The sequence below is a fragment of the Streptomyces sp. SL06 genome, from assembly GCF_058244745.1.
In genome coordinates this window covers 3,661,511-3,684,293 of sequence record NZ_JBSYOT010000002.1, presented here as the reverse complement: position 1 = coordinate 3,684,293, position 22,783 = coordinate 3,661,511, and the positions used below count along the sequence as shown (strand labels likewise).

Here is a 22,783-nt window from a genome sequence, read left to right as displayed (position 1 = left end):
TACTGCTTTTCGCCATCGGAAGGGGGGTCCCCTGTGACGTCAGCCCCTTTGACACGAGGCCGACGATCTCGCGGGACGGCGAGCGCCGCCCCGCGAGTCGTGCGCCGGACCTGTCCGGCGACGGCGGCCTACAGCTCCTTGCGGAACTCCTCCGACACCTTCAGGAAGATGTCGTTCGCCTCGTTCTCCCCGATCGTCACCCGCACTCCCTCGCCCGCGAAGGGCCGGACAACCACACCGGCCTGCTCGCAGGCGCCCGCGAAGGCGACCGTGCGCTCCCCCAGCCGCAGCCAGACGAAGTTGGCCTGGCTCTCCGGCACCGTCCAGCCCTGTGCGCGCAGCGCCTCGACGACGCGCGTGCGCTCCTGCACCAGCGAACCGACCCTGCCGATCAACTCGTCCTCGGCACGCAGCGAGGCGATCGCCGCCTCCTGCGCGATCTGGCTGACCCCGAAGGGCACCGCCGTCTTGCGCAGCGCCGCCGCCACCGGCTCGTGGGCGATCGCGAACCCGACCCGCAGGCCGGCGAGGCCGTAGGCCTTGGAAAAGGTGCGCAGGACGCAGACGTTGGGCCGCTCGCGGTACAGCTCCACACCGTCCGGCACCTCGGGGTCGCGGATGAACTCGCGGTAGGCCTCGTCGAGGACCACCAGCACGTCGCCGGGCACCCGGTCGAGGAATCGTTCCAGCTCGGCCCGCCGCACCACCGTGCCGGTCGGGTTGTTGGGGTTGCAGACGAAGATCAGCCGCGTCCGTTCGGTGATCGCGTCCGCCATCGCGTCCAGGTCGTGCACGTCACCCGGCGTCAGCGGCACCTTCACGGAGGTCGCGCCGCTGATCTGCGTGATGATCGGGTACGCCTCGAAGGAGCGCCAGGCGTAGATCACCTCGTCGCCCGGACCCGAGGTCGCCTGGATCAGCTGCTGGGCCACGCCGACCGATCCGGTACCGGTGGCCAGGTGGGAGAGGGGCACACCGAAGCGGTCCGACAGCTCGCTCATCAGGGACGTACAGGCCATGTCCGGGTACCGGTTGAAGGTGGCGACGGCGGCCGTCACCGTCTCCATCACGCCCGGCAGGGGCGGATAGGGGTTCTCGTTGGAGGACAGCTTGTAGGCCACCGGACCGCCGGCCGCGGCGGGCTTGCCCGGCCGGTAGGTGGGAATCCCCTCCAGCTCCGCGCGCAGCTTGGGGCTCGTCTCGCTCACCGCAGTCCTCCTCGTGACCACCACCGGACCACCACCGGCTTCGAATACTTCTCACCCTATGAGGATTGGCGGCTGCTGCGTATAGGTGAGGCCAGGCCTCATCCGTCACACTGGCATCACGGGCATCAGTGCACGAAGGCGCACGATTCGGGGGGCGCGCCGCACATATATCTACGCGCCGGTGGCTCACGCCGTAGCGCGCATCCCTCGTGCAGGTGAGTTGAGACCTCTTCGCAACATCCGCCACTTGGCAGGCCCTCACTGGTCGGCGCGCCAGGTAACGGGGTGTACCTACCCAACTGGCTTGCTTTCCTAGGCCGTTACCACTTAACGATCATGCAGAAACGTGACTGTCAACGCATGCATATGCGGCCGCCCTACCCCACCCCATGAGCCCTACTATCGGCTCGCCATGACAGCAGCAGGGAAGCACCAGGTGAGCCGCGCGGAAACCTCACGTCGAGGCAGTCGGCCGGGCCGGGCGGGCATCAGGGACGTGGCCGCCGCCGCCGGAGTGTCCATCACGACCGTCTCCGACGCCCTCAACGGCAAGGGCCGACTCCCGGACGCCACCCGGCGCCATGTGCGCGAGGTCGCCGACCGACTGGGCTACCGGCCCTCGGCCGCCGCTCGCACGCTGCGCACCGGCAAGTCCGGACTCATCGGCCTGACCGTGACGACGTACGGGGATGAACCTTTCACCTTCACCGAGTTCGCGTACTTCGCCGAGATGGCACGCGCCGCCACGTCCGCCGCGCTCGCCCGCGGCTACGCCCTAGTCATCCTCCCGGCGACCTCCCGTCACGACGTGTGGTCCAACGTCGCGCTCGACGGCACGGTCGTCATCGACCCCTCGGACCACGATCCGGTCGTGAGCGAACTGGTCCGCCAGGGTTTACCGGTCGTCTCCGACGGCCGTCCGGCCGGCACGCTCCCGGTGACCGCCTGGGTCGACAACGACCACGAGGCCGCCGTACTCGGCATCCTCGACCACCTCGCGGACGCCGGCGCCCGCAGGATCGGCCTGCTCACCGGCACCACGACGGACACGTACACCCATCTGTCGACCACCGCCTACCTGCGCTGGTGCGAGCGCGTCGGCCAGGACCCGGTCTACGAGGCCTACCCGGCGCACGACCCGTGCGCCGGCGCGGTCGCCGCCGACCGGCTGCTCGCGCGGCCCGACCGGCCCGACGCGGTCTACGGCCTGTTCGACCCGAACGGCACCGACCTGCTCGCCGCCGCCCGGCGCTACGGGCTGCGGGTGCCCGAGGACCTGCTGCTGGTCTGCTGCAGCGAGTCCACCGTGTACGCCAGCACCGAGCCGCCCATCACCACCCTGTCGCTGAAACCCCGGCGCATCGGCACAGCGGTGATCCAGGTACTCATCGACGCCATCGAGGGGCTCGCCCCGGACCAGCCGGTCGAGCAGGTAATACCGACCGAGCTGATCGTGCGTACGTCCTCGCAGCGCCGCCCGCCCCGTACGACGGTCAGTCCGCCGCGGTCACCCGAGGGCGCGTAGGCGGTCGCCCCGGGCGCGCGGAACGCGGAACGCGACGCCTGGGCACGCGGGACACCGAGCCCGGCCGCCGCGCCCTCGGGGGCGGCGGCAGCGGTGTGCGGCCGGGGGGCGGGGCAGCGGTGTGCGGCCCGGAGGCGGGGGCGGTGTACGGACCCGGCGGGGTCGGCACGCGGGCCGGAAAGGACCGGAAGGACGGGGGCCGCGACGACACCCGGCGGGTCCGGAAGTCGTCAGGAACACGTCCGGACCACGGTCACGGACGGGCGAAGACCGGCCCAATCGGGGCGAATGCCACGGTGGACCGGAGTCCTGTTCTGATTCACCACCCCTGGGTCATCACACAGCGCGATCCGCATTCCTATGATGGGCCCACACACCGCGGGCCGCTGCGACCAGGCAGTCCGAAGCGGTGCAGATGCGGCGCGATGGTGGAGGGGTCGATGACTCAGGGGGCCGGTCAGGGACCCGAGGTGGAGCGCACGGCGACGGTGCGCGACTTCCGAGTGCCCGCATACGTCCACGAGACCGCTCCGTACGCCACCCCCGGCACGCAAGCGGGGGACACCGAGCCGCCCTCCGAGGAGACCTTTCCCGAGGGGTACACACCCACTCAGCGGGATCTGCCCATCATCCGTCGGGGTGACACGGTTCAGGTGACCGTCGGCCCCGAGCAGGTCTCGGCGCAGTCGCCCACCACGGGCCAGGGGCCGCTGTTCGTCGTCGGCGACGTGCACGGCTACCTCGACGAGCTGCTGGCCGCCCTGGAGGAGAAGGGCCTCGTGGACGCCGCGGGCCAGTGGTGCGCGGGCACCTCCCGCCTGTGGTTCCTCGGCGACTTCACCGACCGCGGCCCGGACGGCATCGGCGTCATCGACCTGGTGATGCGGCTGTCCGCCGAGGCCGCCGCGGCCGGCGGCTACTGCAAGGCGCTGATGGGCAACCACGAGCTGCTGCTGCTGGGCGCCAAGCGGTTCGGCGACACGCCCGTCAACTCCGGTGCGGGAACCGCCACCTTCCAGGCGGCCTGGCTGCTGAACGGCGGCCAGAAGACCGACATGGACCGCCTCCAGGACCACCACCTGCAGTGGATGGCCCGCCTCGACGCCATGGAAGAGGTCGACGACCACCTCCTGGTCCACTCGGACGCCACCACCTACCTCGACTACGGCCGCTCCATCGAGGAGGTCAACGACACCGTCCACGAGACGCTCACGCGCAACGACGCGGAGGAGGTGTGGGACCTGTTCCGCAAGTTCACCAAGCGCTTCTCCTTCCGCGACGAGGGCGGCGCCGACGCCGTGCGCTCCCTGCTGGATACGTACGGCGGCACCCGGATCGTTCACGGCCACAGCCCCATCCCCTACCTTCTGGGCGAAGTCGGCTCCGAGGAGAGCGAGGACGACACCCGCACCGCGGTCGAGGGACCCCACGTCTACGCCGACGGTTTGGCCATCGCGATGGACGGTGGTGTGACCATGGCCGGAAAACTGCTGGTCCAGCAACTGCCGCTCGACACCTGACGGTTCACCGGACGGGTTTTTCCGGGACGGCGTCCGCACGGGCCGGCACCCAATTTCCGGAAACCCCCTGTCACCGCGCGCCGTCACCGCTCTACCATCGGTCTATCCGTAGCAGGCTCCCCTCCGTTTCTGCCCGACGGCTCGTTGGCATGCGAGCCCCAAGCCCTACGGAGCATCGGGGGATGCACATGAACAGCGTTCCGCAGCACCTGTCGAACGAGGACCGCCTGGAGTACGAGCGGGTCCTCGACGAGGCGCTGCGCTCCGCACCACACCGCCCGGAGCTGGCCGCCGCGGGACAGCGGCTCAACTCCGAACAACTGCGCACCATGGCGCTCAACGCGACCGCCCTCATCACGGCGGCGGCCACCGCCGAGTACCAGCACTACGTGAAGGTCCGCGAGGAACTGCGCCACCCGGCGCCGTCCGTCCCGGACCCGGAGTCCACCGCACGCGAATCCGGCTCCGAGGAGCAGGGCACGGGCGCGATGGGACTCGCCGCCACCATGGGCGAGGTGGCCGAGGCGACCGGCGCGGGTGCGGTCGCCGTCGTCGCCGTCCTGGCACCCGTGCTGGCCGGCACCGCCGCGGTGATCTTCCTTCTCGTCGGCTACATCCTGAACGTGCTCGATCCGGGGCAGCCCTTCGCGCGGACCATGGTCACCACGGGATGGGTGTTCGGCGCCCTGACCGCGGTGGCGATCCTCGTCGCCGCGGTGGGACTGCTGCTCACCGCGCTGCGCAACCACCCCTCCGCCGAGTCCGGCCGCTACGCGGAACTCGACGAGGAAGTGGTCCGGGCCAGGGACGCCTGGCACGACGCCCTGCTCGAACGCGGCATCCTGCCCTTTCTGCGGGACGCGCTCGCCGAACCGGGCACGACGGCACTGCACCCGACGGGACCGGCCGCCCCGACGAACCGTATGCCGAGCCTCGGCTACGAGCGTCCGGGATTCACCAGCCCCGGCGACGGCCCGGCGGCGGGACCGCGCCCGCGCTACTCGAGCCCGGACTACAGCAGCCCGGACTTCGGCGGCCCGGAACACCGGCCCGACTAGGCGGCACCGGCCGGCCGGGCGGGCAACGGATCAGAGGATGCCCGCCCGGCCGGCGGCGGTGATCCAGGACGGGAACTCGGACAGCAGGCGGTCGTACAGCTGCGGGTCCGGGACGGTGCCGATGTCGTCCACGGCGAAGAAGCCGACGTTGTCGACCCGGCGGCCCGGCAGGGTGTCAAAACGTTCCAGCACCCCGTAGTTGGACCGCCCGAGGCCCACGAACTGCCAGAAGACGGGTTCCTCCACGGCCTTTCGCAGCTCTCGCTCGATCTCGGCGTCGCGGTAGACACCGCCGTCGGAGAAGAACAGCACGAGCGTCGGCACCGGTGCCGGATTGTCCCGGACGAAGGCGCGGACCTCGGCGATCACCTTCTGCTCCTCGTTCCCGATGCCGACCGCCCGCATGTCCACCTGCTCGGGGTGCAGGCCCTTCTTCCTGCCCCGTCGGAACAGGCTGATCTCCCCCACGCGCACATGCAGCCGCAGCCACTCGGGCAGTTCGCCCAGGCGCAGGTCGGGCAGGCGCGCCGGTTTCGAGGCGAAGGCCCATGCCTGCATCTCGCCGTCGTCGTCCAACTGGGCGGCGACGGCCGCCATCCGCTCCACGACATCCGCGACCACGCCCTTGGTGTAGAGGGAGGTCATGGAGCCGGAGGCGTCGAGGACGAGCACGACGCGGGCGGTCACGCCGCTCGCCCCGTGCTTGCTCAGGCTGACCGCGACCTGCTCCTTGCGCAGGGACAGCCGCTTGCGCATGTCCACGGGGAGGTGGTCCTCCCCCTTGGTGAGACGGGGGCCCACGGAGGACGCCTGCGGCGCCGGTGCCGCCGGGGGGACGGGAGGCGGGGGTGCCGACGGTGGTGCGGGTGATGCGGGTGATGCGGCCGGTACGGGTGGTACGGGTGCCTGCGACGGCACGGGCGGGGTCGGTGGCGTCGGGGGCAGGGGAGCCGTGGCCGTCGGCGTGGCGGCCGGGGTCGCGGCCGTCGCCGGGGGAGCCTCGTCCACCGTGATCCCGAAGTCGGTGGCCAGCCCCGCGAGTCCGGAGGCGTACCCCTGGCCGACCGCACGGAACTTCCACTTGCCCTGACGCCGGTACAGCTCGCCGCCGACCAGCGCGGTCTCCGTGCCGGCCGTCATGTCGAACCGGGCCAGCTCGCTTCCGGTCCCGGCGTCGAGCAACCGCAGGGACAGCCCCCGGACCTGACCGAACGTCCCGCCGTCCGCCGAGGCGCACAGGACGATGCGGTCGACGGCCGGTTCCACCGAGCGCAGGTCCACCTCGACGGCGTCGGTCGCGACGCCCTCGGCCGCACCGGTACCGGCCTGCCCGCCCAGGTGCTCCACCGCGCCGGACGCGTGGCGGGGCTGGTTGTAGAAGACGAAGTCGCCGTCGTCCCGCACCCGTCCGTCCGAGGCGAGCAGCAGCGCGGAGGCGTCGACCTCGGGTACGCCCGGCCCGGCGGCCCGGACGAGTTCGACACGCACCGCGGGGGAGTCGACGGCGAGGTTGGCGCCCTTGCTCAGTGAGGTGGCTGTCATGCGCCCAGTCTGCCGAGACGGAGCCCCGGTGGGGAGGGGCAGGCCAGGACGCGGCCCGACCCTCCCTCCCGCAGTCCGCTCAGTCCGCGACGGGCAGGTACACCCGGTTGCCCGCCTCCGCGAACTCCCTCGACTTCTGGACCATGCCCTCCTCGATCTCGGCCCTGCCGCCTCCGTGCTCACGGCGAATGTCCTGTGAGATCTTCATCGAGCAGAATTTGGGCCCGCACATGGAGCAGAAGTGGGCCGTCTTGGCGGGTTCGGCCGGCAGTGTCTCGTCGTGGAACTCCCGGGCCGTGTCCGGGTCGAGGGCCAGATTGAACTGGTCCTCCCACCGGAACTCGAAACGGGCGTCGGACAGGGCGTCGTCCCACTCCTGCGCACCTGGATGCCCCTTGGCGAGGTCGGCGGCATGGGCGGCGATCTTGTAGGTGATGACGCCGGTCTTGACGTTGTCACGGTTGGGCAGGCCCAGATGCTCCTTGGGCGTGACGTAGCAGAGCATGGCCGTGCCCCACCAGGCGATCATCGCGGCACCGATGCCGGAGGTGATGTGGTCGTACGCCGGCGCGACGTCCGTCGTCAGCGGGCCGAGCGTATAGAACGGAGCTTCATCGCAGATCTCCTGCTGAAGGTCGATGTTGTCCTTGATCTTGTGCATCGGGACATGTCCCGGGCCCTCGATCATGGTCTGTACGTTCAAACGCCTGGCGACCCGGTTGAGTTCCCCGAGGGTGCGCAACTCGGCGAACTGCGCCTCGTCGTTGGCGTCCGCGATCGAGCCCGGCCGCAGGCCGTCGCCGAGGGAGTACGTGACGTTGTAGGCGGCGAGGATCTCGCAGAGTTCCTCGAAGTTCTCGTACAGGAACGACTCCTTGTGGTGCGCCAGGCACCACGCCGCCATGATCGATCCGCCGCGCGAGACGATGCCGGTCTTGCGGTTCGCGGTGAGCGGGACATGAGGGAGGCGCACTCCGGCGTGGACCGTCATGTAGTCCACGCCCTGCTCGGCCTGCTCGACGACGGTGTCCTTGTAGACCTCCCAGGTCAGCTCCTCGGCCCGGCCGTCGACCTTCTCCAGGGCCTGGTAGAGCGGCACGGTTCCGATGGGGACGGGGGAGTTGCGCAGCACCCACTCGCGGGTGGTGTGGATGTTGCGGCCGGTGGACAGGTCCATCACCGTGTCGGCGCCCCAGCGGGTGGCCCAGGTCATCTTCTCGACCTCCTCCTCGATGGAGGAACGTCACCGCCGAGTTGCCGATGTTGGCGTTGACCTTCACCAGGAACCGTTTGCCGATGATCATCGGCTCGGTCTCGGGGTGGTTGACGTTGGCGGGCAGCACGGCACGGCCTGCCGCGATCTCCTCGCGGACCACTTCGGGCGAGACGTTCTCCCGGATGGCCACGTACTCCATCTCCGGTGTGACCTCGCCCCGGCGCGCGTGGGCGAGTTGCGTCACCGCGTTGCCGTCCCGGCTCCGGCGCGGCCGGCGCGGTCGTCCGGGGAAGACGGCGTCGAGGTTGCGCAGGCCGCCGCGCGGCGAGGTGTGCTTGATTCCGTCGTCCTCGGGACGGACGGGACGGCCCACGTACTCCTCGGTGTCGCCGCGGGCGACGATCCAGTGCTCCCGCAGTGGTGACAGTCCCCTGCGGACATCCGTGTCGACGAGCGGGTCGGTGTACGCGCCCGACGTGTCGTACAGCGTGACCGACTGCCCGTTGGTGAGGTGGACCTGACGGACCGGCACCCGCAGATCGGGGCGCGAGCCCTCGACGTACGCCTTGTGCCAGCCGATGGACTTCCCGGTCTCCGCGGGCTCCCCGGGCTCCGCCTGGGCGGATTTCCGCCCGGAGGCAGGCGTGCGTGCGTCCTCGATGGTCATGAGACCTACTCCCTACGCCGGCATTACCCGGTAACAGGTTCGGCGGTCGACGCAGCAGTTTCCGTCTGCTGACGCTTCGTGGGATACATCACTCGACTTCGGTGATGTTTCCCGTGAAACATCGCTGGGACGGAGGTCAGCGCCCTCTCAGCCCGGTGCTCCGAGCTCCCGCGTGTACTAAAGGTGCCTCCACGCTAGCGCCAGTTCGGGCGCGGTGAACAGAGGGCCCTCCTCGTTCTTGCGATGATCGGTCGGTGACCACACCGCAGCATCCCTCCTTTCCGCCGCACGAGCCCCGCCGAGGATCGGGCGCCGAAGAGGGCGCCGGCCACGCCCCCGTCGGCGCTCACGGGCACTCGCACGCCCACAGCCACGGTCCCGCGGCGCCCGTCTCGCGGCATCTGCGCAAGGTCATCGCCGCGGTCCTGATCCCGTTCGCCGCGGCGGTGGTGGTCGGGCTCGCGGTGCTGTGGCCGGGCGGTGCGCCGCCGCACGAGCGGACCGGGGTCGGCTTCGACCGGCAGACGCAGCAGGCCACCGTCACCAAGGTGGTCGAACTGAGCTGTCAGTCCGTCAACGCCTCGGGTGACACCCCGACCGGCGACACCTCCACCGCCGAGGGCTCCTCCGCGGTGCAGCAGGCCAACGGCGACTGCAAGCGGGCGACGATCCGTGTCGACACCGGCAATGACAAGGGCCGGACGTTCACCGAGATCGTCCAGCCGGACCAGTCGCGGCAACTGCACGAGGGCCAGAAGGTCGTGGTCGCCTACGAACCCTCCGCGCCGAGGGACCTGCAGTACTCGGTGACCGACATCAACCGCAAACTCCCGCTGTCCCTGCTCGCCGGAATCTTCGCCCTGGTCGTCGTGGTCGTCGGACGGCTGCGGGGCGTCATGGCCCTGGTCTCACTGGCCATCAGCTTCCTGCTGCTGAACTTCTTCATCCTGCCCGCGATCCTGCAAGGCTCGAACCCGCTGCTCGTGGCGGTGATCGGATCCAGCGCCATCATGCTGATCGCGCTCTATCTGTGCCACGGCCTGTCGGCCCGTACCTCCGTGGCGGTGCTCGGCACGCTGATCTCGTTGCTGCTGATCGGTGTTCTCGGATCGCTGTTCATCGGCTGGGCCGCGCTCACCGGCAACACGGACGACAACACCGGCCTCATCCACGGCCTCTACCCGTCGATCGACATGAGCGGTCTGCTGCTCGCCGGGGTCATCATCGGTTCGCTCGGTGTCCTCGACGATGTGACGGTCACCCAGACATCGGCGGTCTGGGAGCTGCACGAGGCCAACCCGACGATGGGCTGGCGGGGCCTGTACCGAGCCGGGATCCGCATCGGCCGCGACCACATCGCCTCGGTCGTCAACACGCTCGTCCTCGCCTACGCGGGCGCCGCGCTGCCCCTGCTGCTGCTGTTCTCCATCGCGCAGAGCGGCGTGGGGACGGTCGCCAACAGCGAGTTGGTCGCCGAGGAGATCGTGCGCACGCTGGTGGGCTCGATCGGTCTGGTGGCGTCCGTGCCGGTCACCACGGCCCTGGCCTCCCTCGTCGTATCGGCCGACCGGCCGGCGGTACAGGCCGAGGCGACGTCGGGATCGGGTGCGGCGCCCGTACGCGGGCGGGGGCGCCGTCGCAAGCGCTGACGGGCCGGGTGAAGCGTCATACCGGCGCCGCGGGCCTGCCGTAACGGTTCAGCCCGCGCTCTGCTCCTCCGCCAGGATGCGGTCCAGGGCCTCGTCGAGGTGGGTGTCGAAGTCGGCGAGCGCGCCCTCCTGGCCCAGCGGCACCAGCTTGTCGGTCCGGTCGAGGAACGCCACAAGAGGTGCCGCCGAGGAGCGGAACAGCGCCTGGTCGAAGCCGACCTGAAGGCGGATCAGCACCTCGGCGAGCGGCTCCGGATCGACCGGTGCGATGCGCACATCGCCGTCGCCGCAGGGCCGCCCCACCCCGTCGACCAGCAGCTCCCGGCCGAAGGCCCAGGTCACCGGCGCGTCACCGGGCAGGTGGAAGGTCAGGCGCACGGCGTAAGGATCACAGGTCTCGTAGCGCAGCTCCACCGGAATTCGGAAAGACAGCTCCTCGGACACGAGAAAGCTCATCATGACCTCTGCCTGTACGGACTCGCCCATCGCCTACCCCGTCATTCGCCGTCGACTGGCCGGGAAACAAACCTCTTACACTGGTGGCATCTTGCTTAACGTACACACCAGATCACAAGGAGTAAGTTTTCAAATACTGATAGAGATCGCGAGTGACCCCAGAAGCCGCCCCGCCTCGATCTGCAGTTGCCGCGCCGCGGGCAGCAGCCGGTCCGCCTGGTGGAGAGGCAGGGAGAGGGCCATCGTCGCGACCGTGGTGCCGACGGTCATCGGGATCGCCGCGCAGACCGCCCCCAGGGCGTACTCCTGGCGCTCGGTCACCGGCGTCATCCGCCGCGTGCACTCAAGTCGTCTCAGTATGCTGCGGCCGTCACGCACCGTGTACGGCGTGACGGGCTGGACCGGATAGCGGTCCAGATGGTCGCGGCGGGCGTCCTCGTCCAGCTGGGACAGCAGGCACTGCCCGACGGCGTGCGCGTGCCCGGTCTCGCGAAAGTCCGCCCACTCCTCGACCGCCGGATTGCCCGGGGTGTCGGAGATGCACATGATCTCGATCTCGCCGTCGCGGTACATGGCGTAGTACACCGGGGCGCCGATCGCGTCCCGCCAGCGTGCCAGCGCGTCGACCACCGTGCCGCGACGTTTCTGCTCGGCTCCGCTGCTGCTCAACCGCTCGGCGGCCTCGCCGAGGAAGAACAACCCCTTCTCACGGCGCAGATAGCCCTCGTGCACCAGAGTGCGCAGCAGGTGGTACGCGGTGGGCAGGGCGAGGCGTGTCTCACGGGCCAGTTGCTTGGCGGGCGCTCCGTACTCGTGCCCGGCGACGCACTCGAGGAGGCGCATCGCCCGCTGCACGGAACCGATCAGGGTCGCTGCGGGCGGGTCGGCGGTGGGCCGTACGGGGGGTGTCCGAGGCGTCGAGCAGGGCTGCACGGGCAGGGAGTGCAGCGGTGCGAGTGCGGTGTCAGCCGTGGCCAAGGGTCACTTCCGGAACACGAGGAGGCAGCCCGTGCGGGGAACACGGGTGGGGAAACGCCGTCCGCGGGGTGGTCCCGCGTGGAGTTTCGGACTCTAACCGCCGGTCACCGCTCACCGACGCCCCGTCCGGGAAACTTCCCCCGCCCGAGGGAACAGGCGATTCCTGTTACCGCCACCGGCGCCCCACGGCCCTCACCAGTCGCCGCGCGACGACGAACTCGACATGAACTTGCGTACGACGTAGATCAGTCCGCCGACCAGCGCCACGAAGACCAGCAGCTTGAACAGCAGTCCGACCACGAATCCGACCACGCTTGCGATCAGCCCGCCGAACACGACCAGGGCGATGACCGGCACCGCGATCCACTTCACCCACCACGGCATTCCCATGAAGATCTCTCGCATCGCCCTCGTCCTTACCTTTCCACCCGTTCGAGTGCCGGACCTTCGACGGCCCGGTCTCCCGCTGGGAATCCTCTGATGTCCTGCACTCGATGCTAGAGCCGCGAGAGCCCCGGCAGGGCCCTGGCATCCCTTGTCTCCCCCTGACCGGTCCCCTAGGGAATCCGGGGGGCCGCGGTCAGCTCTCGGGCGGAGAGAACACCACCAGGACCCGCAGATCCTCGCTGATGTGGTGGAACTTGTGGGCGACCCCCGCCGGAACGTACACCACGCTGCCACGGGCGACCTGGGTGGTCTCCATGTCCACGGTGATCGCGGCCCGCCCGCTCACCACGAAGTACACCTCGTCCTGCGCGTGCGGCTGCTGCGGGTCGGCCGTCCCCGCGTCGAGGGCGTACAGACCGACCGACATGTTCCGCTCCCGCAGGAACTGCAGATAGGCACCGTCGTTGGCGGCGCGCTCCGCCTCCAGTTCGTCCAGCCGGAATGCCTTCATCGCCTCGTCCGCCCCTACCTCACCGTTCGTTTCCGATCGCGTCTGCCACGATCAGACACATGAAGAATTTTCTAGTCAAGACGATCGCCAACGCGGGTGCCCTGGCAGTAGCCGTCTGGCTGCTCAACAAGATCACCCTGAGCGGTGGCAGCACCGGTGAGAAGGTCATCACCCTGATCGTGGTCGCCCTGGTGTTCGGCCTGGTCAACATGCTGGTGAAGCCGATCGTGCAGGTGCTGACCTTCCCCCTGTTCATCCTGACCCTCGGCCTGTTCACCCTGGTGGTCAACGCGCTCATGCTGTTGCTCACCTCGTGGCTGGCCGACAAGCTCGACCTGAGTTTCCACGTCGAAGGCTTCTGGACCGCCGTCCTGGGCGGACTGATCGTCTCGATCGTCTCCTGGGCCCTCAACGCGTTCCTGCCCGACGGGGACTGAGAGCGATGACCTACCGCGTCTGCTTCGTGTGCACGGGAAACATCTGCCGCTCCCCGATGGCCGAGGCCGTCTTCCACGCGCGCGTGGCGGACGCCGGGCTCGACGGCCTGGTCGAGGCCGACAGCGCCGGCACCGACGGCTGGCACGAGGGCGAGGGCGCCGACCCGCGCACGGTGGCCGTCCTGGCGGAGAACGGCTACGGCCTCGACCACACGGCCCGCCGGTTCCAGCAGTCCTGGTTCTCCCGCCTCGACCTCGTCGTCGCCCTCGACGCCGGGCACCTGCGGGCCCTGCGGCGTCTCGCGCCCACGGAGCAGGACGCGGCCAAGGTGCGGCTGCTGCGGTCCTACGACCCCGCCGCCGACGGCGGTGACCTGGACGTGCCGGACCCCTACTACGGGGGCGTGGACGGCTTCGAGGAATGCCTCGGGATGGTGGAGGCGGCGAGCACCGGTCTGCTCTCCTCGGTACGCGAGCAAGTGGAGGGACGGGCCGCATGAGCGATCCCCTGACGAACGACGGCACCGGTACGCGGGGCGAGGCGGCCCCTCCCGGCGCCGGTGACGGCACGCGCGCGGTACGGGCGGGACTGCCCGAGCCGGTCAAGCACGAGCCGACCCTGCCAGGACCCGTGTTCGCCGCCCACTTCCATCTGCCGGGCGACCCGACCGGCCCGTACACCTACGGCCGGGACGAGAATCCGACCTGGACCCACCTCGAGCGCGCCATCGGCGAGCTGGAGGCTCCCGGACACGACGATGTCGAGACGCTCGTCTTCGCCTCGGGCATGGCCGCAATCTCCTCGGTGCTCTTCTCGCAGCTGCGGGCCGGTGACACGGCCGTCCTGCCCGACGACGGCTACCAGGCGTTGCCGCTGGTCCGCGCCCAGCTGGAGGCCTACGGCATCGAGGTGCGCACCGCGCCGACCGGCGGGGACGCCCAGCTCGACGCCCTGGACGGGGCGAAGCTGCTGTGGATCGAGACGCCGTCGAACCCCGGGCTCGACGTGTGCGACGTACGGCGGCTCGTCGAGGCGGCACACGCGCGGGGTGCCCTGGTCGCCGTCGACAACACCCTCGCCACGCCGCTCGGGCAGCGCCCGCTGGCGCTCGGCGCCGACTTCTCGGTGGCCAGCGGCACCAAGCAGCTCACCGGCCACGGCGACCTCCTCCTCGGCTATGTGGCCGGCCGCGAGGCCGAGGCGATGGCCGCCGTACGACGCTGGCGCAAGATCGTCGGCGCGATCCCCGGCCCGATGGAGGCCTGGCTCGCGCACCGTTCGATCGCCACCCTTCAGCTGCGTGTGGACCGGCAGAACGCCACCGCGCTCAAGGTCGCCGAGACTCTCCGGGCCCGGCCCGAGGTCACCGGGCTGCGGTATCCGGGGCTGCCCGGTGACCCCTCGCACAAGATCGCCTCGCAGCAGATGCTGCGCTACGGATGCGTCGTGTCCTTCACGCTGTCCACGCGCGCGCGTGCCGATCGTTTTCTCGACGCACTGCGGCTCGTGGACGACGCGACGAGCTTCGGCGGTGTGCGGTCCACGGCCGAGCGGCGCGGTCGCTGGGGCGGGGACGCGGTGCCGGAGGGCTTCATCCGGCTCTCGGTCGGCGCGGAGGATCCCGAGGACCTGGTGGCGGACCTGCTGCGCGCTCTGGAGGAATCGGCCGACTGACCGACGCCGCACGGTCCAACCCTGCGACCGGGTAGACGGACGGTCCGAGCCTCCCCCCTCGTGGCTCGGACCGTCCTCCGGTTCCGCGCGCGAAGAACCGCGCGAACAAGGCTAGTTGACTGAATGTGAGTGTCCAATCACAGTAGCGACAGCAACCTATCGACATATTTATAGTTGGGCGCGGCCGAAGGCCGGAGGAGAGCTGAGCAGGGGGAAGGTGGTTTTCCGTGGATCTGGCCCTGCTGCGCACCTTCGTGACCGTGCACCGGGCCGGTTCCTTCACACGCGCGGCAGCTCTGCTCGGCCTCTCACAGCCCGCCGTCACCTCGCAGATCCGTACGCTGGAGCGCCAGCTCGGCCGTCCGCTGTTTCTGCGGCAGGCCCGCGGTGTGACCCCGACGACCATCGGCGACGAACTCGCGCACAAGGCCGCACCTCATCTCGACGCCCTGGTGGAGATCACGGAGACCGGTCTGGAGGACGACTCCTCCCTGCGCACCCTGCATCTCGCCGGACCGCCCGAGTTCACCGCCGAGAGGGCGCTGCCCGCACTCACGGAATTCAACGGCGAGGACGGGCAGGGCTTCGCCCTGCGTGCCTCGTTCGGGAACGCCGAGGAGGCCTTGGAGGGGCTGGCGGCCGGGCATCACGATCTGGCCATCGGGACGGCCCGCCCCCGTGGCGCGCTGCTCACGGCGACTGCGCTCTGCGACGAGGAGCACGTCCTGGTCGCCGCGCCGCGCTGGGCGGACCAGAGCGGTGCCGAAGGGCCGGGCGGCACCGACGCACCCGCTCTGGAACACGTCCCCGTGGTCGAGGTGCACGAGTCGCTGCCCTTTGTCGCCCGCTACTGGGCCTCCGTCTTCGACGCCCGCCCGGCCGCCCCGGGTACGGTCGTCGCCCCCGATCTGCGCGCGGTCCTCGCCTGCGCGGTCGCGGGCGCCGGGCTCGCCGTGCTGCCCCGCTATCTGTGCGCGGAGGCGCTGGAGCGCGGTGACATCGTCGCCCTGCACGACCCGGCGGTGCCGCCGCTGCGGACGTATTTCCTGGTGGTGCGCACCGGCACCCTGGCTGTGCCGCACATCGCCCGCGCCCACGACTGGCTGCTGCGCGCGGCCGCCGGCTGGAACTGAGCCGGCGGACTCCACGGGCAGGGGGCGCAGCGCGATGTTTCACGTGGAACCAGCCGGGCCACATTCCTCCCATGACCGTCCGACCCGTGGTCAAGCGCACCGCACGCGCCGTCCTGCTGGACGGCGGCCACTTGATTCTGATCAAGCGCACCAAGCCCGGCGTCGATCCCTACTGGGTCACTCCCGGAGGCGGGGTCGAGCCGGACGACACCACCGTCGTGGACGCCCTGCACCGCGAGGTGTACGAGGAACTCGGCGCCAAGATCACCGACGTGGTCCCCTGCTTCGTGGACACAGTGGAGCACATCGGTGAGGACGGCGGCGCGACCGGCGTGAAGGTGCAGCACTTCTTCGTGTGCCACCTGGAATCCATGGACCCGGCCCTGCGGCACGGCCCCGAGGTCGACGAGCCCGCCGGTGAGTACGAGATCGTCCGGGTGCCCTTCACGCGGGTCGGGATCGCCACCGTGCACCTCGTGCCGCTGTCGCTGCGGCACTATCTGGACGGCAACATCGAGGGCGTGCGTGCCCTGCACGCCCCCGACCTCGGCTGACGCCGAGGGTAACCGGGCCCCCCGCCGACCGCTGTCGCGGCAGGCTGCCACCCGGCCGCGGTGGACACGGACACGACATGGCCAAAAGCTCGCGTGTTCCGCGGCAAAGAGGTGGACGCGGACGGCCGGCGTCGGACAGCCTGACCTGCGTGTCGACACCTTCCCTCGCTTCTCTGCCGATCCGCCGTCTGACGCTCCGCGACCTCAGCGCCTGCGCCGACCTCTCCGAGGACCGGGGGTGGCCGCGCGAGGAGCACAAGTGGGGCTTCCTCCTCACGGCCGGGAAGGGGTACGGCATCGACGACCCCGACGGCGGTCTCGTCGGCGCCTGCACCGTCACCGAGTACGGGCCGCCCGAACACCCGTCCCTCGCCACCGTCGGCATGGTCCTGGTCGCCGAGCGGCATGCCCGCCAGGGCCTCGGACGCCGGCTGATGCGGCACGTCGTCACGGCTGTGGGCACCACGCCCCTGGCCCTGCACGCGACCTCGTACGGCCGACCGCTCTACGAGGAACTCGGCTTCAAGACCACCGGCGGGGCGGAGATGGTGCGGGGGCGTTTCACTCCGGGCGGGCAGGCGCCCAGGGCCGTCACCCGCGCGGCCACGGCCGAGGACCTCACCACGATCCTCCGGTTCGACGAGGAGGTGTTCGGCGCCGACCGCACCCACATCATCACGCGACTGCCCGCCTTCGCCGACCAGTTGCGCGTCGCCGAGGAGGGCGGCCGCCTCATCGGATACGCCGCGGCCTGGCCGAACATGGACACCCATGTCGTGGGCCCGCTGATCGCCCGGGACACCGAGACGGCGAAGGCACTGATCGGCTCCCTCGCCGCCCGCACCGACCGTCCGCTGCGCACGGACATCGACGTACGGCACGGAGAAGCTGCTGGCCTGGGTGAAGGAGCGCGGCCTCACCGCCGTCGCACCCAACGCGGTCATGACATACGGGATCACCGATCTGCCCGGGGACTGGAAGCGGCGTTTCGCACCGCTGACGGTGGCGGCGGGCTGACTCCCCACGGCCGGGGCCGTTCAGTGGCGGACGGTGGCCCGCTGGTCGGCGGGCACGGAGCCCGCGGCGATGACCAGTCCACCGAGCCGGGCGGAGAGCGCGTTGCCGAGGTTGAAGGCACCGATGTTCACGGCCGAGGCCAGTGTCGGGGCGCCGTGCGCGCGGTCCAGGACTCGCTTCTGGAGCGGCGGGACGGTGGCAAATCCCGGGGCGCCGATCAGGAAGATGGTCACGGCCGCCGCGATCTTGTTGTGTGCGGCGAGCGTGAAGAGGGCGAGCCCGGCGACCAGGGCGAAGGTGACCCGCCGGCCGGCGGACTGCCCGACGAGCGTCCCCAGCGGGACGCCGACGACGTTGGCGACGGTCAGTCCGGTCGGCATCGACGTGCATGGCCTGGGACCACCGCCTCTGCTTAGAGTGCGGTCATGGGAGATCTTGAGATACGACCCACCGCGGCCGAGGACATCCCGGCGGTCGTCGCGATGCTCGCCGACGACCCCTTGGGCGCTCAGCGCGAGTCGCCGGACGACCTGCTCCCGTACCTGGCCGCGTTCGAGCGGCTCAGCGCCGATCCGAACCAGCACCTGGTCGTCGCCGTCCGCGACGGCCGTGTCGTCGGCACGCTCCAGCTGACGATCGTCCCCGGCCTGTCCCGGCGCGGGGCGATCCGGTCGATCATCGAAGGGGTACGCATCCACGCCGACGAGCGTGGTGGTGGTCTGGGCACACAGCTCATCGAGTGGGCGGTCGACGAGTCCCGGCGGCAGGGGTGCCACCTCGTGCAGCTCACCTCCGACAACACCCGCACCGACGCCCACCGCTTCTACGAGCGCCTCGGCTTCTCGGCCTCGCACACGGGCTTCAAGCTCCAGCTCTGAGTGAAGGCACCCGTCGTGAGCACCCCGGTGCCATATGGCCTGTTTCACGTGAAACGGACTACATGGCACCGGACGACCGCTAGCCGATGCCTCGCCACCCCTGCGGGTCCACTCCACCCGGCACGGCGGATCCCTCGTCGTACGGCCGACGGGTGAAGACGAACGACCCGAGATCCAGATGGCTCACGGTCCCGTCCGGTCGCCGCACGGCTCGCAGCAGCTCACCGGCGTAGTAGCCCTCCAGCCCCGTCCAGCCGCCGTCGCCGTTCGCCCGGAACCGCGAGCGGCGGCCGTGGCCGGACAGCGGCTCCAGCGAGACTCCCCCACCGGGCGTCAACCGCAGGGCAAAGGCATGCGTCCCCCAGTACCACTCCCCGGCCAACTCCAGCACGGAGGCGTCGACTTCCGGCAGAGGGCGCCAGGGCTCGGGGATACGGGGCTCCGCCTCGGCGACGATCCGCACGAGGTCGGCACCGACTCCGGCAAGCAAGGGACCGGAGGTGCAGTTGGTCAGCACCACCGCGGCCACGTCGTCCTCCACTCCGATGGTGAGGTTGGCGAGGAAGCCCGGCAGGGAGCCGGAGTGCCCCACGAGCAACCTCCCGTCCCGGTAATGGATCTGCAGCCCCAGACCGTATGCCGCACCGTCCACCACATCCGTGGCCTCGGCCGGCGCGGCGGGTGCCCGCATCTCCCGCATGGTCTCCGCGCCGAGCACCTTGTCGTCGCCCTCCGTCAGGAAGACGGCGAACCGTGCCAGGTCCCCGGTGGTGGACCAGAGCTGTCCGGCCGCGGCCATCAGCCCGAGGTCTTCGGTGGGCTCGGGCAGCATCACGTCGGCCCACGGATGCACCGCCCAGCCATCGGCATGAGGAGCCCTCGGTCGGGTGGTCGTACGCTCCAGCCCGAGCGGTTCCAGCACCTCCCGCCGCAGAACGTCCTCCCACGAAGCACCGCGCACCTTCTCGACCAGCGCGCCGAGCAGGGTGTAGCCGGGGTTGGAGTAGTGGTGCCGACGGCCCACCGGGTGCACGAGCGGCTGCTCGCCCAGCACATCGGCGAGTTCGGGCCGCAGCGAGCCCGGTGTCCGCTCCCACCACGGCGCGGGCGACTCGGCGGCCAGTCCTCCCGAGTGCGCCAGCAGTTCCGCGATCGTCGCCTCGCCGGCCCCGGTGCCGGGCAGATGCTTCTCCAGACGATCCCCGAGGTCGAGCACGCCCTCGTCGCGCAGGCGCAGGACAAGAACGGCGGTGAAGGTCTTGGTGATCGAACCGATCCGGTACTGCACGTCCTCGTCCGGGCCATGGCCGTCGACCGAGGTGCGCGCCCCGTGCCACACGGTCCGCCCGCCCCGGACGACCGCCGCGACGAGCGACGGCGTGCGCCCTTCGGCCTGAGCCACGGCGATCCGGTGCAGCAACGCCCGGCGGGTGGTGGGAAGCAGCTCTTCCTGCGTTGTCGTCATGTCCCCAGTCCACCGGCCCCGCCACCCCACGTCGAGCCGATTACCCCACGCCACGGCCCGACGGACGATGACACCTCAGCGAAAAACGGCGATGCCCCGGGCGCGCCCCCGGTGAAGGCACTCGGGGCCCGGCCGAGGATCCGTTCCGCATCCGGACCAAAAGATCGCCGGGTACGCTCCTTGGGTGACCCGGCCAGGTGGACCCGTTCTGCGCACCCAGAGGCTTGTGATGGAGCCGATCCGCCGCGGGGACAGCGGTGATCTTTTCGAGGCCGTGGTCAGTCAGGACAGCGTCATGCGGTGGCTGGCGACCGGCCGGGCGGACAGTCGATCCGCGGCCGAGGCCATGTGCGACGGCCACGTCGCCCACTGGACCAGACACGGCTACGGCGACTTCGCAGTCAGGGACGCCGCGACGCACGCCTTTCTCGGCCGGGTGGGACTGCGCAATCGGGCCCAGCACGGAGTTGACCTCGGTTTCGCCGTGCACCCACGGGCCCAGGGCCGTGGAATCGCCGGCGAGGCGGGCCGTGCCTGCCTGGACCTGGCGTTTCGCCGCCTCTCGCTCCCCGCTGTTTTCGCGTTCGTCCTGCCCGGCAATACGGCTTCGATCGCGGTACTGCGCCGCCTGGGCGCCCAGGCGGACGGAGCTGTCCAGTCCAGCGGCCTTCATTGTCTGCGCTTCCGGTTCGGCCCCACGTCCGCGGTCGCTGCGGAGCCTGTGGTGGACGACGGTCGTGTGAACCTCCGGTTGATCCATGCTCCGGGCCCCGGATATCCGGATGAGGAACCCGCAGTCCGCGATGGTCTGTCCGACCCTTTCGGGGTGAACGGGCTCGGTCTGGTGTGGGCCGACAAGCAGCACACCCTCACCGCTGTCTCCGAAGGCCGACCGGTGGCTTCCGCGGGATGGCTGCTGCGGGACATGGCCTTCGACGGACTGCCGCGCCGCGCCGCGGGTCTGGGCGATGTGCTGGTGCACCCCGCCCATCGAGGGCAGGGCATCGCCCGGACGGTCATCAGCGTGGCGGTAGAACACGCGAGAGCGGCCGGCGCCGAGGCAGTGGTCCTGCTGTGCCGCCCGCAACTGGTCCCGTTCTACACAGGGCTGGGATGGAGCCGACTCTCCTTGCCCGTCACCTTCCAGCAGCCCGATGGCCCGCGGACCTCGCCACTGAACACCATGATCTACGACCTGGCCGGCCGGCCTCATCCAACCATCAGCGTGGACCTGCGGGGCCTGCCCTTCTGATGCGCTGAGCACAACGCGTAGCCAAAACCTCCCGGTTCGGAACCGACGGCCACCCCCTGTCCTCCACCAGGGCCTTGTCACCACGTCGGACACTCGGCCAGACCCGCGCGTTCCGAACCGGGCGATCAGGTCTGTGCCATGTCCACGAAACGCGAGTAGTGGCCCTGGAAGGCAACGGTGATCGTCGCGGTTGGGCCGTTGCGGTGCTTGGCCACGATGAGGTCGGCCTCGCCCGCGCGCGGGGACTCCTTCTCGTAGGCGTCCTCGCGGTGCAGCAGGATGACCATGTCGGCATCCTGCTCGATCGAACCCGACTCACGCAGGTCGGAGACCATCGGCTTCTTGTCGGTGCGCTGCTCGGGGCCACGGTTCAGCTGGGAGAGCGCGATGACCGGAATCTCCAACTCCTTGGCCAGGAGCTTGAGGTTGCGGGACATGTCCGAGACCTCCTGCTGACGGCTCTCGGAGCGCTTGGAGCCGCCCGACTGCATGAGCTGGAGGTAGTCGATGACGACCAGCTTGAGGTCGTTGCGCTGCTTGAGCCGACGGCACTTGGCGCGGATCTCCATCATCGACAGGTTCGGAGAGTCGTCGATGTAGAGCGGGGCGGCCGACACGTCGGGCATCCGGCGGGCCAGGCGGGTCCAGTCGTCGTCCGTCATGGTGCCCGACCGCATGTGGTGCAGCGCCACGCGGGCCTCGGCGGACAGCAGGCGCATCGCGATCTCGTTGCGCCCCATTTCCAGCGAGAAGATGACGCTCGGCAGATTGTTCTTGATCGAGGCTGCTCGCGCGAAGTCCAGTGCGAGCGTCGACTTGCCCATGGCGGGACGTGCGGCGATGACGATCATCTGACCGGGATGCAGACCGTTGGTCAGCGAGTCGAAGTCCGTGAACCCCGTCGGCACACCGGTCATCTCGCCGCTGCGCGATCCGATCGCCTCGATCTCGTCGAGGGCGCCCTCCATGATGTCGCCGAGCGGCAGATAGTCCTCGCTGGTGCGCTGCTCGGTGACGGCGTAGATCTCGGCCTGGGCGCGGTTGACGATCTCGTCGACGTCGTCGTCGGCCGCGTACCCCATCTGGGTGATCCGGGTGCCGGCCTCCACCAGGCGGCGCAGGACCGCCCGCTCGTGCACGATCTCCGCGTAATACGCGGCGTTCGCGGCCGTCGGCACGGTCTGGACGAGGGTGTGCAGATAGGAGGCCCCGCCGACCTTGTTGATCTCACCGCGCTTGGTGAGTTCGGCGGCGATCGTGATGGGGTCGGCCGGCTCGCCCTTGGCATAGATGTCGAGGATGGCCTGGTAGACCATCTCGTGGGCCGGCTTGTAGAAGTCGTGGCCCTTGAGAATCTCGACGACGTTGGCGATGGCGTCCTTGGACAGGAGCATGCCGCCGAGGACTGACTGCTCGGCGTCCAGGTCCTGCGGTGGCACCCGCTCGAACGACGGGCCGCCGCCGTCCCACGCAGCGCCGTCCGAGCCACGCTCGTGCTGCTCGTCGCGGCCGCGGCCCCCGTCACCGCGGCGGCGGGAAGCAGGTAGACGATCACTGGGACCGCTGTCGGCCCACGGGTCGTCCAAGGGCTCGGAAATGCTCACCGAGCCACCTCCTCCCGTCCGCCGAGCGGACCTCGCCGTGCCCCTCATTTC

At 70.2% G+C, this 22,783-nt stretch carries 19 protein-coding genes and 3 pseudogenes; 12 read left to right on the top strand and 10 right to left on the bottom strand.

The window, feature by feature from the left end; all coding sequences use genetic code 11:
• Positions 1-128 precede the first annotated feature (128 nt).
• Positions 129-1,208 (bottom strand): histidinol-phosphate transaminase, encoded by a 1,080-nt coding sequence (gene hisC / locus AC4IHM_RS16805; protein WP_490867846.1) that lies wholly within the window; start codon positions 1,206-1,208, stop codon positions 129-131.
• 412 nt (positions 1,209-1,620) lie between these two features.
• On the opposite strand from hisC, the gene AC4IHM_RS16800 reads away from it, so the two are divergent.
• From AC4IHM_RS16800 to AC4IHM_RS16790, 3 genes are all read left to right on the top strand, one after another.
• Positions 1,621-2,733 (top strand): LacI family DNA-binding transcriptional regulator, encoded by a 1,113-nt coding sequence (locus tag AC4IHM_RS16800; protein WP_490867845.1) that lies wholly within the window; start codon positions 1,621-1,623, stop codon positions 2,731-2,733.
• A 425-nt stretch (positions 2,734-3,158) separates the two neighbouring features.
• Positions 3,159-4,253 carry a metallophosphoesterase family protein gene (locus AC4IHM_RS16795; protein ID WP_490867844.1) on the top strand — a complete coding sequence of 365 codons (1,095 nt, stop codon included), beginning with the start codon at positions 3,159-3,161 and terminating at the stop codon, positions 4,251-4,253.
• Between the two features lie 182 nt (positions 4,254-4,435).
• Positions 4,436-5,311, top strand: coding sequence for a hypothetical protein (locus AC4IHM_RS16790; protein WP_490867843.1), 876 nt, complete (start codon positions 4,436-4,438; stop codon positions 5,309-5,311).
• 30 nt (positions 5,312-5,341) lie between these two features.
• Here the strand turns inward: AC4IHM_RS16790 and AC4IHM_RS16785 are convergent, their stop codons facing one another.
• Together AC4IHM_RS16785 and thiC are read right to left on the bottom strand one after the other, a co-directional pair.
• Positions 5,342-6,853: a VWA domain-containing protein gene (locus AC4IHM_RS16785; protein WP_490867842.1), complete on the bottom strand. Its 1,512-nt coding sequence runs from the start codon at positions 6,851-6,853 to the stop codon at positions 5,342-5,344.
• Between the two features lie 79 nt (positions 6,854-6,932).
• Positions 6,933-8,736 (bottom strand): annotated as a pseudogene (thiC, locus tag AC4IHM_RS16780) (phosphomethylpyrimidine synthase ThiC).
• A 254-nt stretch (positions 8,737-8,990) separates the two neighbouring features.
• Here thiC and AC4IHM_RS16775 point away from each other — a divergent pair.
• Positions 8,991-10,385, top strand: a complete 1,395-nt coding sequence (locus AC4IHM_RS16775; protein ID WP_490867841.1) for a YibE/F family protein — start codon at positions 8,991-8,993, stop codon at positions 10,383-10,385.
• A gap of 48 nt (positions 10,386-10,433) precedes the next feature.
• Here AC4IHM_RS16775 and AC4IHM_RS16770 read toward each other — a convergent pair whose 3' ends face one another.
• From AC4IHM_RS16770 to AC4IHM_RS16755, 4 genes are all read right to left on the bottom strand, one after another.
• On the bottom strand, positions 10,434-10,871 hold the full coding sequence (locus AC4IHM_RS16770; RefSeq protein WP_490867840.1) for an SsgA family sporulation/cell division regulator: 438 nt from the start codon (positions 10,869-10,871) through the stop codon (positions 10,434-10,436).
• Positions 10,872-10,970: 99 nt separating this feature from the next.
• Entirely contained in the window at positions 10,971-11,708 is a 738-nt protein-coding gene (locus tag AC4IHM_RS16765) for an IclR family transcriptional regulator (RefSeq protein WP_490870847.1), read from the bottom strand.
• A gap of 303 nt (positions 11,709-12,011) precedes the next feature.
• On the bottom strand, positions 12,012-12,224 hold the full coding sequence (locus AC4IHM_RS16760; RefSeq protein WP_490867839.1) for a DUF5326 family protein: 213 nt from the start codon (positions 12,222-12,224) through the stop codon (positions 12,012-12,014).
• A 175-nt stretch (positions 12,225-12,399) separates the two neighbouring features.
• Positions 12,400-12,717 carry a cupin domain-containing protein gene (locus tag AC4IHM_RS16755; protein ID WP_490867838.1) on the bottom strand — a complete coding sequence of 106 codons (318 nt, stop codon included), beginning with the start codon at positions 12,715-12,717 and terminating at the stop codon, positions 12,400-12,402.
• Between the two features lie 59 nt (positions 12,718-12,776).
• On the opposite strand from AC4IHM_RS16755, the gene AC4IHM_RS16750 reads away from it, so the two are divergent.
• The 6 genes and pseudogenes from AC4IHM_RS16750 to AC4IHM_RS16725 all read left to right on the top strand — a co-directional run bounded on the left by AC4IHM_RS16750 (position 12,777) and on the right by AC4IHM_RS16725 (position 17,533).
• Positions 12,777-13,154 carry a phage holin family protein gene (locus AC4IHM_RS16750; RefSeq protein ID WP_490867837.1) on the top strand — a complete coding sequence of 126 codons (378 nt, stop codon included), beginning with the start codon at positions 12,777-12,779 and terminating at the stop codon, positions 13,152-13,154.
• A gap of 5 nt (positions 13,155-13,159) precedes the next feature.
• The gene (locus tag AC4IHM_RS16745; RefSeq protein WP_490867836.1) at positions 13,160-13,654 is read left to right on the top strand and encodes a low molecular weight protein-tyrosine-phosphatase; all 495 of its coding nucleotides are present in this window, start codon (positions 13,160-13,162) and stop codon (positions 13,652-13,654) included.
• Positions 13,651-14,829 (top strand): cystathionine gamma-lyase, encoded by a 1,179-nt coding sequence (locus AC4IHM_RS16740; protein ID WP_490867835.1) that lies wholly within the window; start codon positions 13,651-13,653, stop codon positions 14,827-14,829. Before AC4IHM_RS16745 ends, AC4IHM_RS16740 begins: the two co-directional genes overlap by 4 nt.
• A 227-nt stretch (positions 14,830-15,056) precedes the next feature.
• Positions 15,057-15,962, top strand: coding sequence for a LysR family transcriptional regulator (locus tag AC4IHM_RS16735; RefSeq protein ID WP_490867834.1), 906 nt, complete (start codon positions 15,057-15,059; stop codon positions 15,960-15,962).
• A gap of 71 nt (positions 15,963-16,033) precedes the next feature.
• Positions 16,034-16,516 carry an NUDIX domain-containing protein gene (locus AC4IHM_RS16730; RefSeq protein WP_490867833.1) on the top strand — a complete coding sequence of 161 codons (483 nt, stop codon included), beginning with the start codon at positions 16,034-16,036 and terminating at the stop codon, positions 16,514-16,516.
• A gap of 149 nt (positions 16,517-16,665) precedes the next feature.
• Positions 16,666-17,533: pseudogene (locus AC4IHM_RS16725) on the top strand (GNAT family N-acetyltransferase).
• 59 nt (positions 17,534-17,592) lie between these two features.
• Here the strand turns inward: AC4IHM_RS16725 and AC4IHM_RS16720 are convergent.
• Positions 17,593-17,913, bottom strand: a pseudogene (locus tag AC4IHM_RS16720) (MFS transporter); the annotation flags it as partial.
• 45 nt (positions 17,914-17,958) lie between these two features.
• On the opposite strand from AC4IHM_RS16720, the gene AC4IHM_RS16715 reads away from it, so the two are divergent.
• Entirely contained in the window at positions 17,959-18,411 is a 453-nt protein-coding gene (locus AC4IHM_RS16715; RefSeq protein ID WP_490867832.1) for a GNAT family N-acetyltransferase, read from the top strand.
• A 79-nt stretch (positions 18,412-18,490) separates the two neighbouring features.
• Here the strand turns inward: AC4IHM_RS16715 and AC4IHM_RS16710 are convergent, their stop codons facing one another.
• On the bottom strand, positions 18,491-19,876 hold the full coding sequence (locus AC4IHM_RS16710; protein ID WP_490867831.1) for a serine hydrolase domain-containing protein: 1,386 nt from the start codon (positions 19,874-19,876) through the stop codon (positions 18,491-18,493).
• A gap of 184 nt (positions 19,877-20,060) precedes the next feature.
• Between AC4IHM_RS16710 and AC4IHM_RS16705 the strand changes: the two genes are divergently transcribed.
• Positions 20,061-21,128: a GNAT family N-acetyltransferase gene (locus tag AC4IHM_RS16705; RefSeq protein WP_490867830.1), complete on the top strand. Its 1,068-nt coding sequence runs from the start codon at positions 20,061-20,063 to the stop codon at positions 21,126-21,128.
• A gap of 125 nt (positions 21,129-21,253) precedes the next feature.
• Here AC4IHM_RS16705 and dnaB read toward each other — a convergent pair whose 3' ends face one another.
• Entirely contained in the window at positions 21,254-22,732 is a 1,479-nt protein-coding gene (gene dnaB / locus AC4IHM_RS16700; RefSeq protein WP_490867829.1) for a replicative DNA helicase, read from the bottom strand.
• Positions 22,733-22,783: the final 51 nt, after the last annotated feature.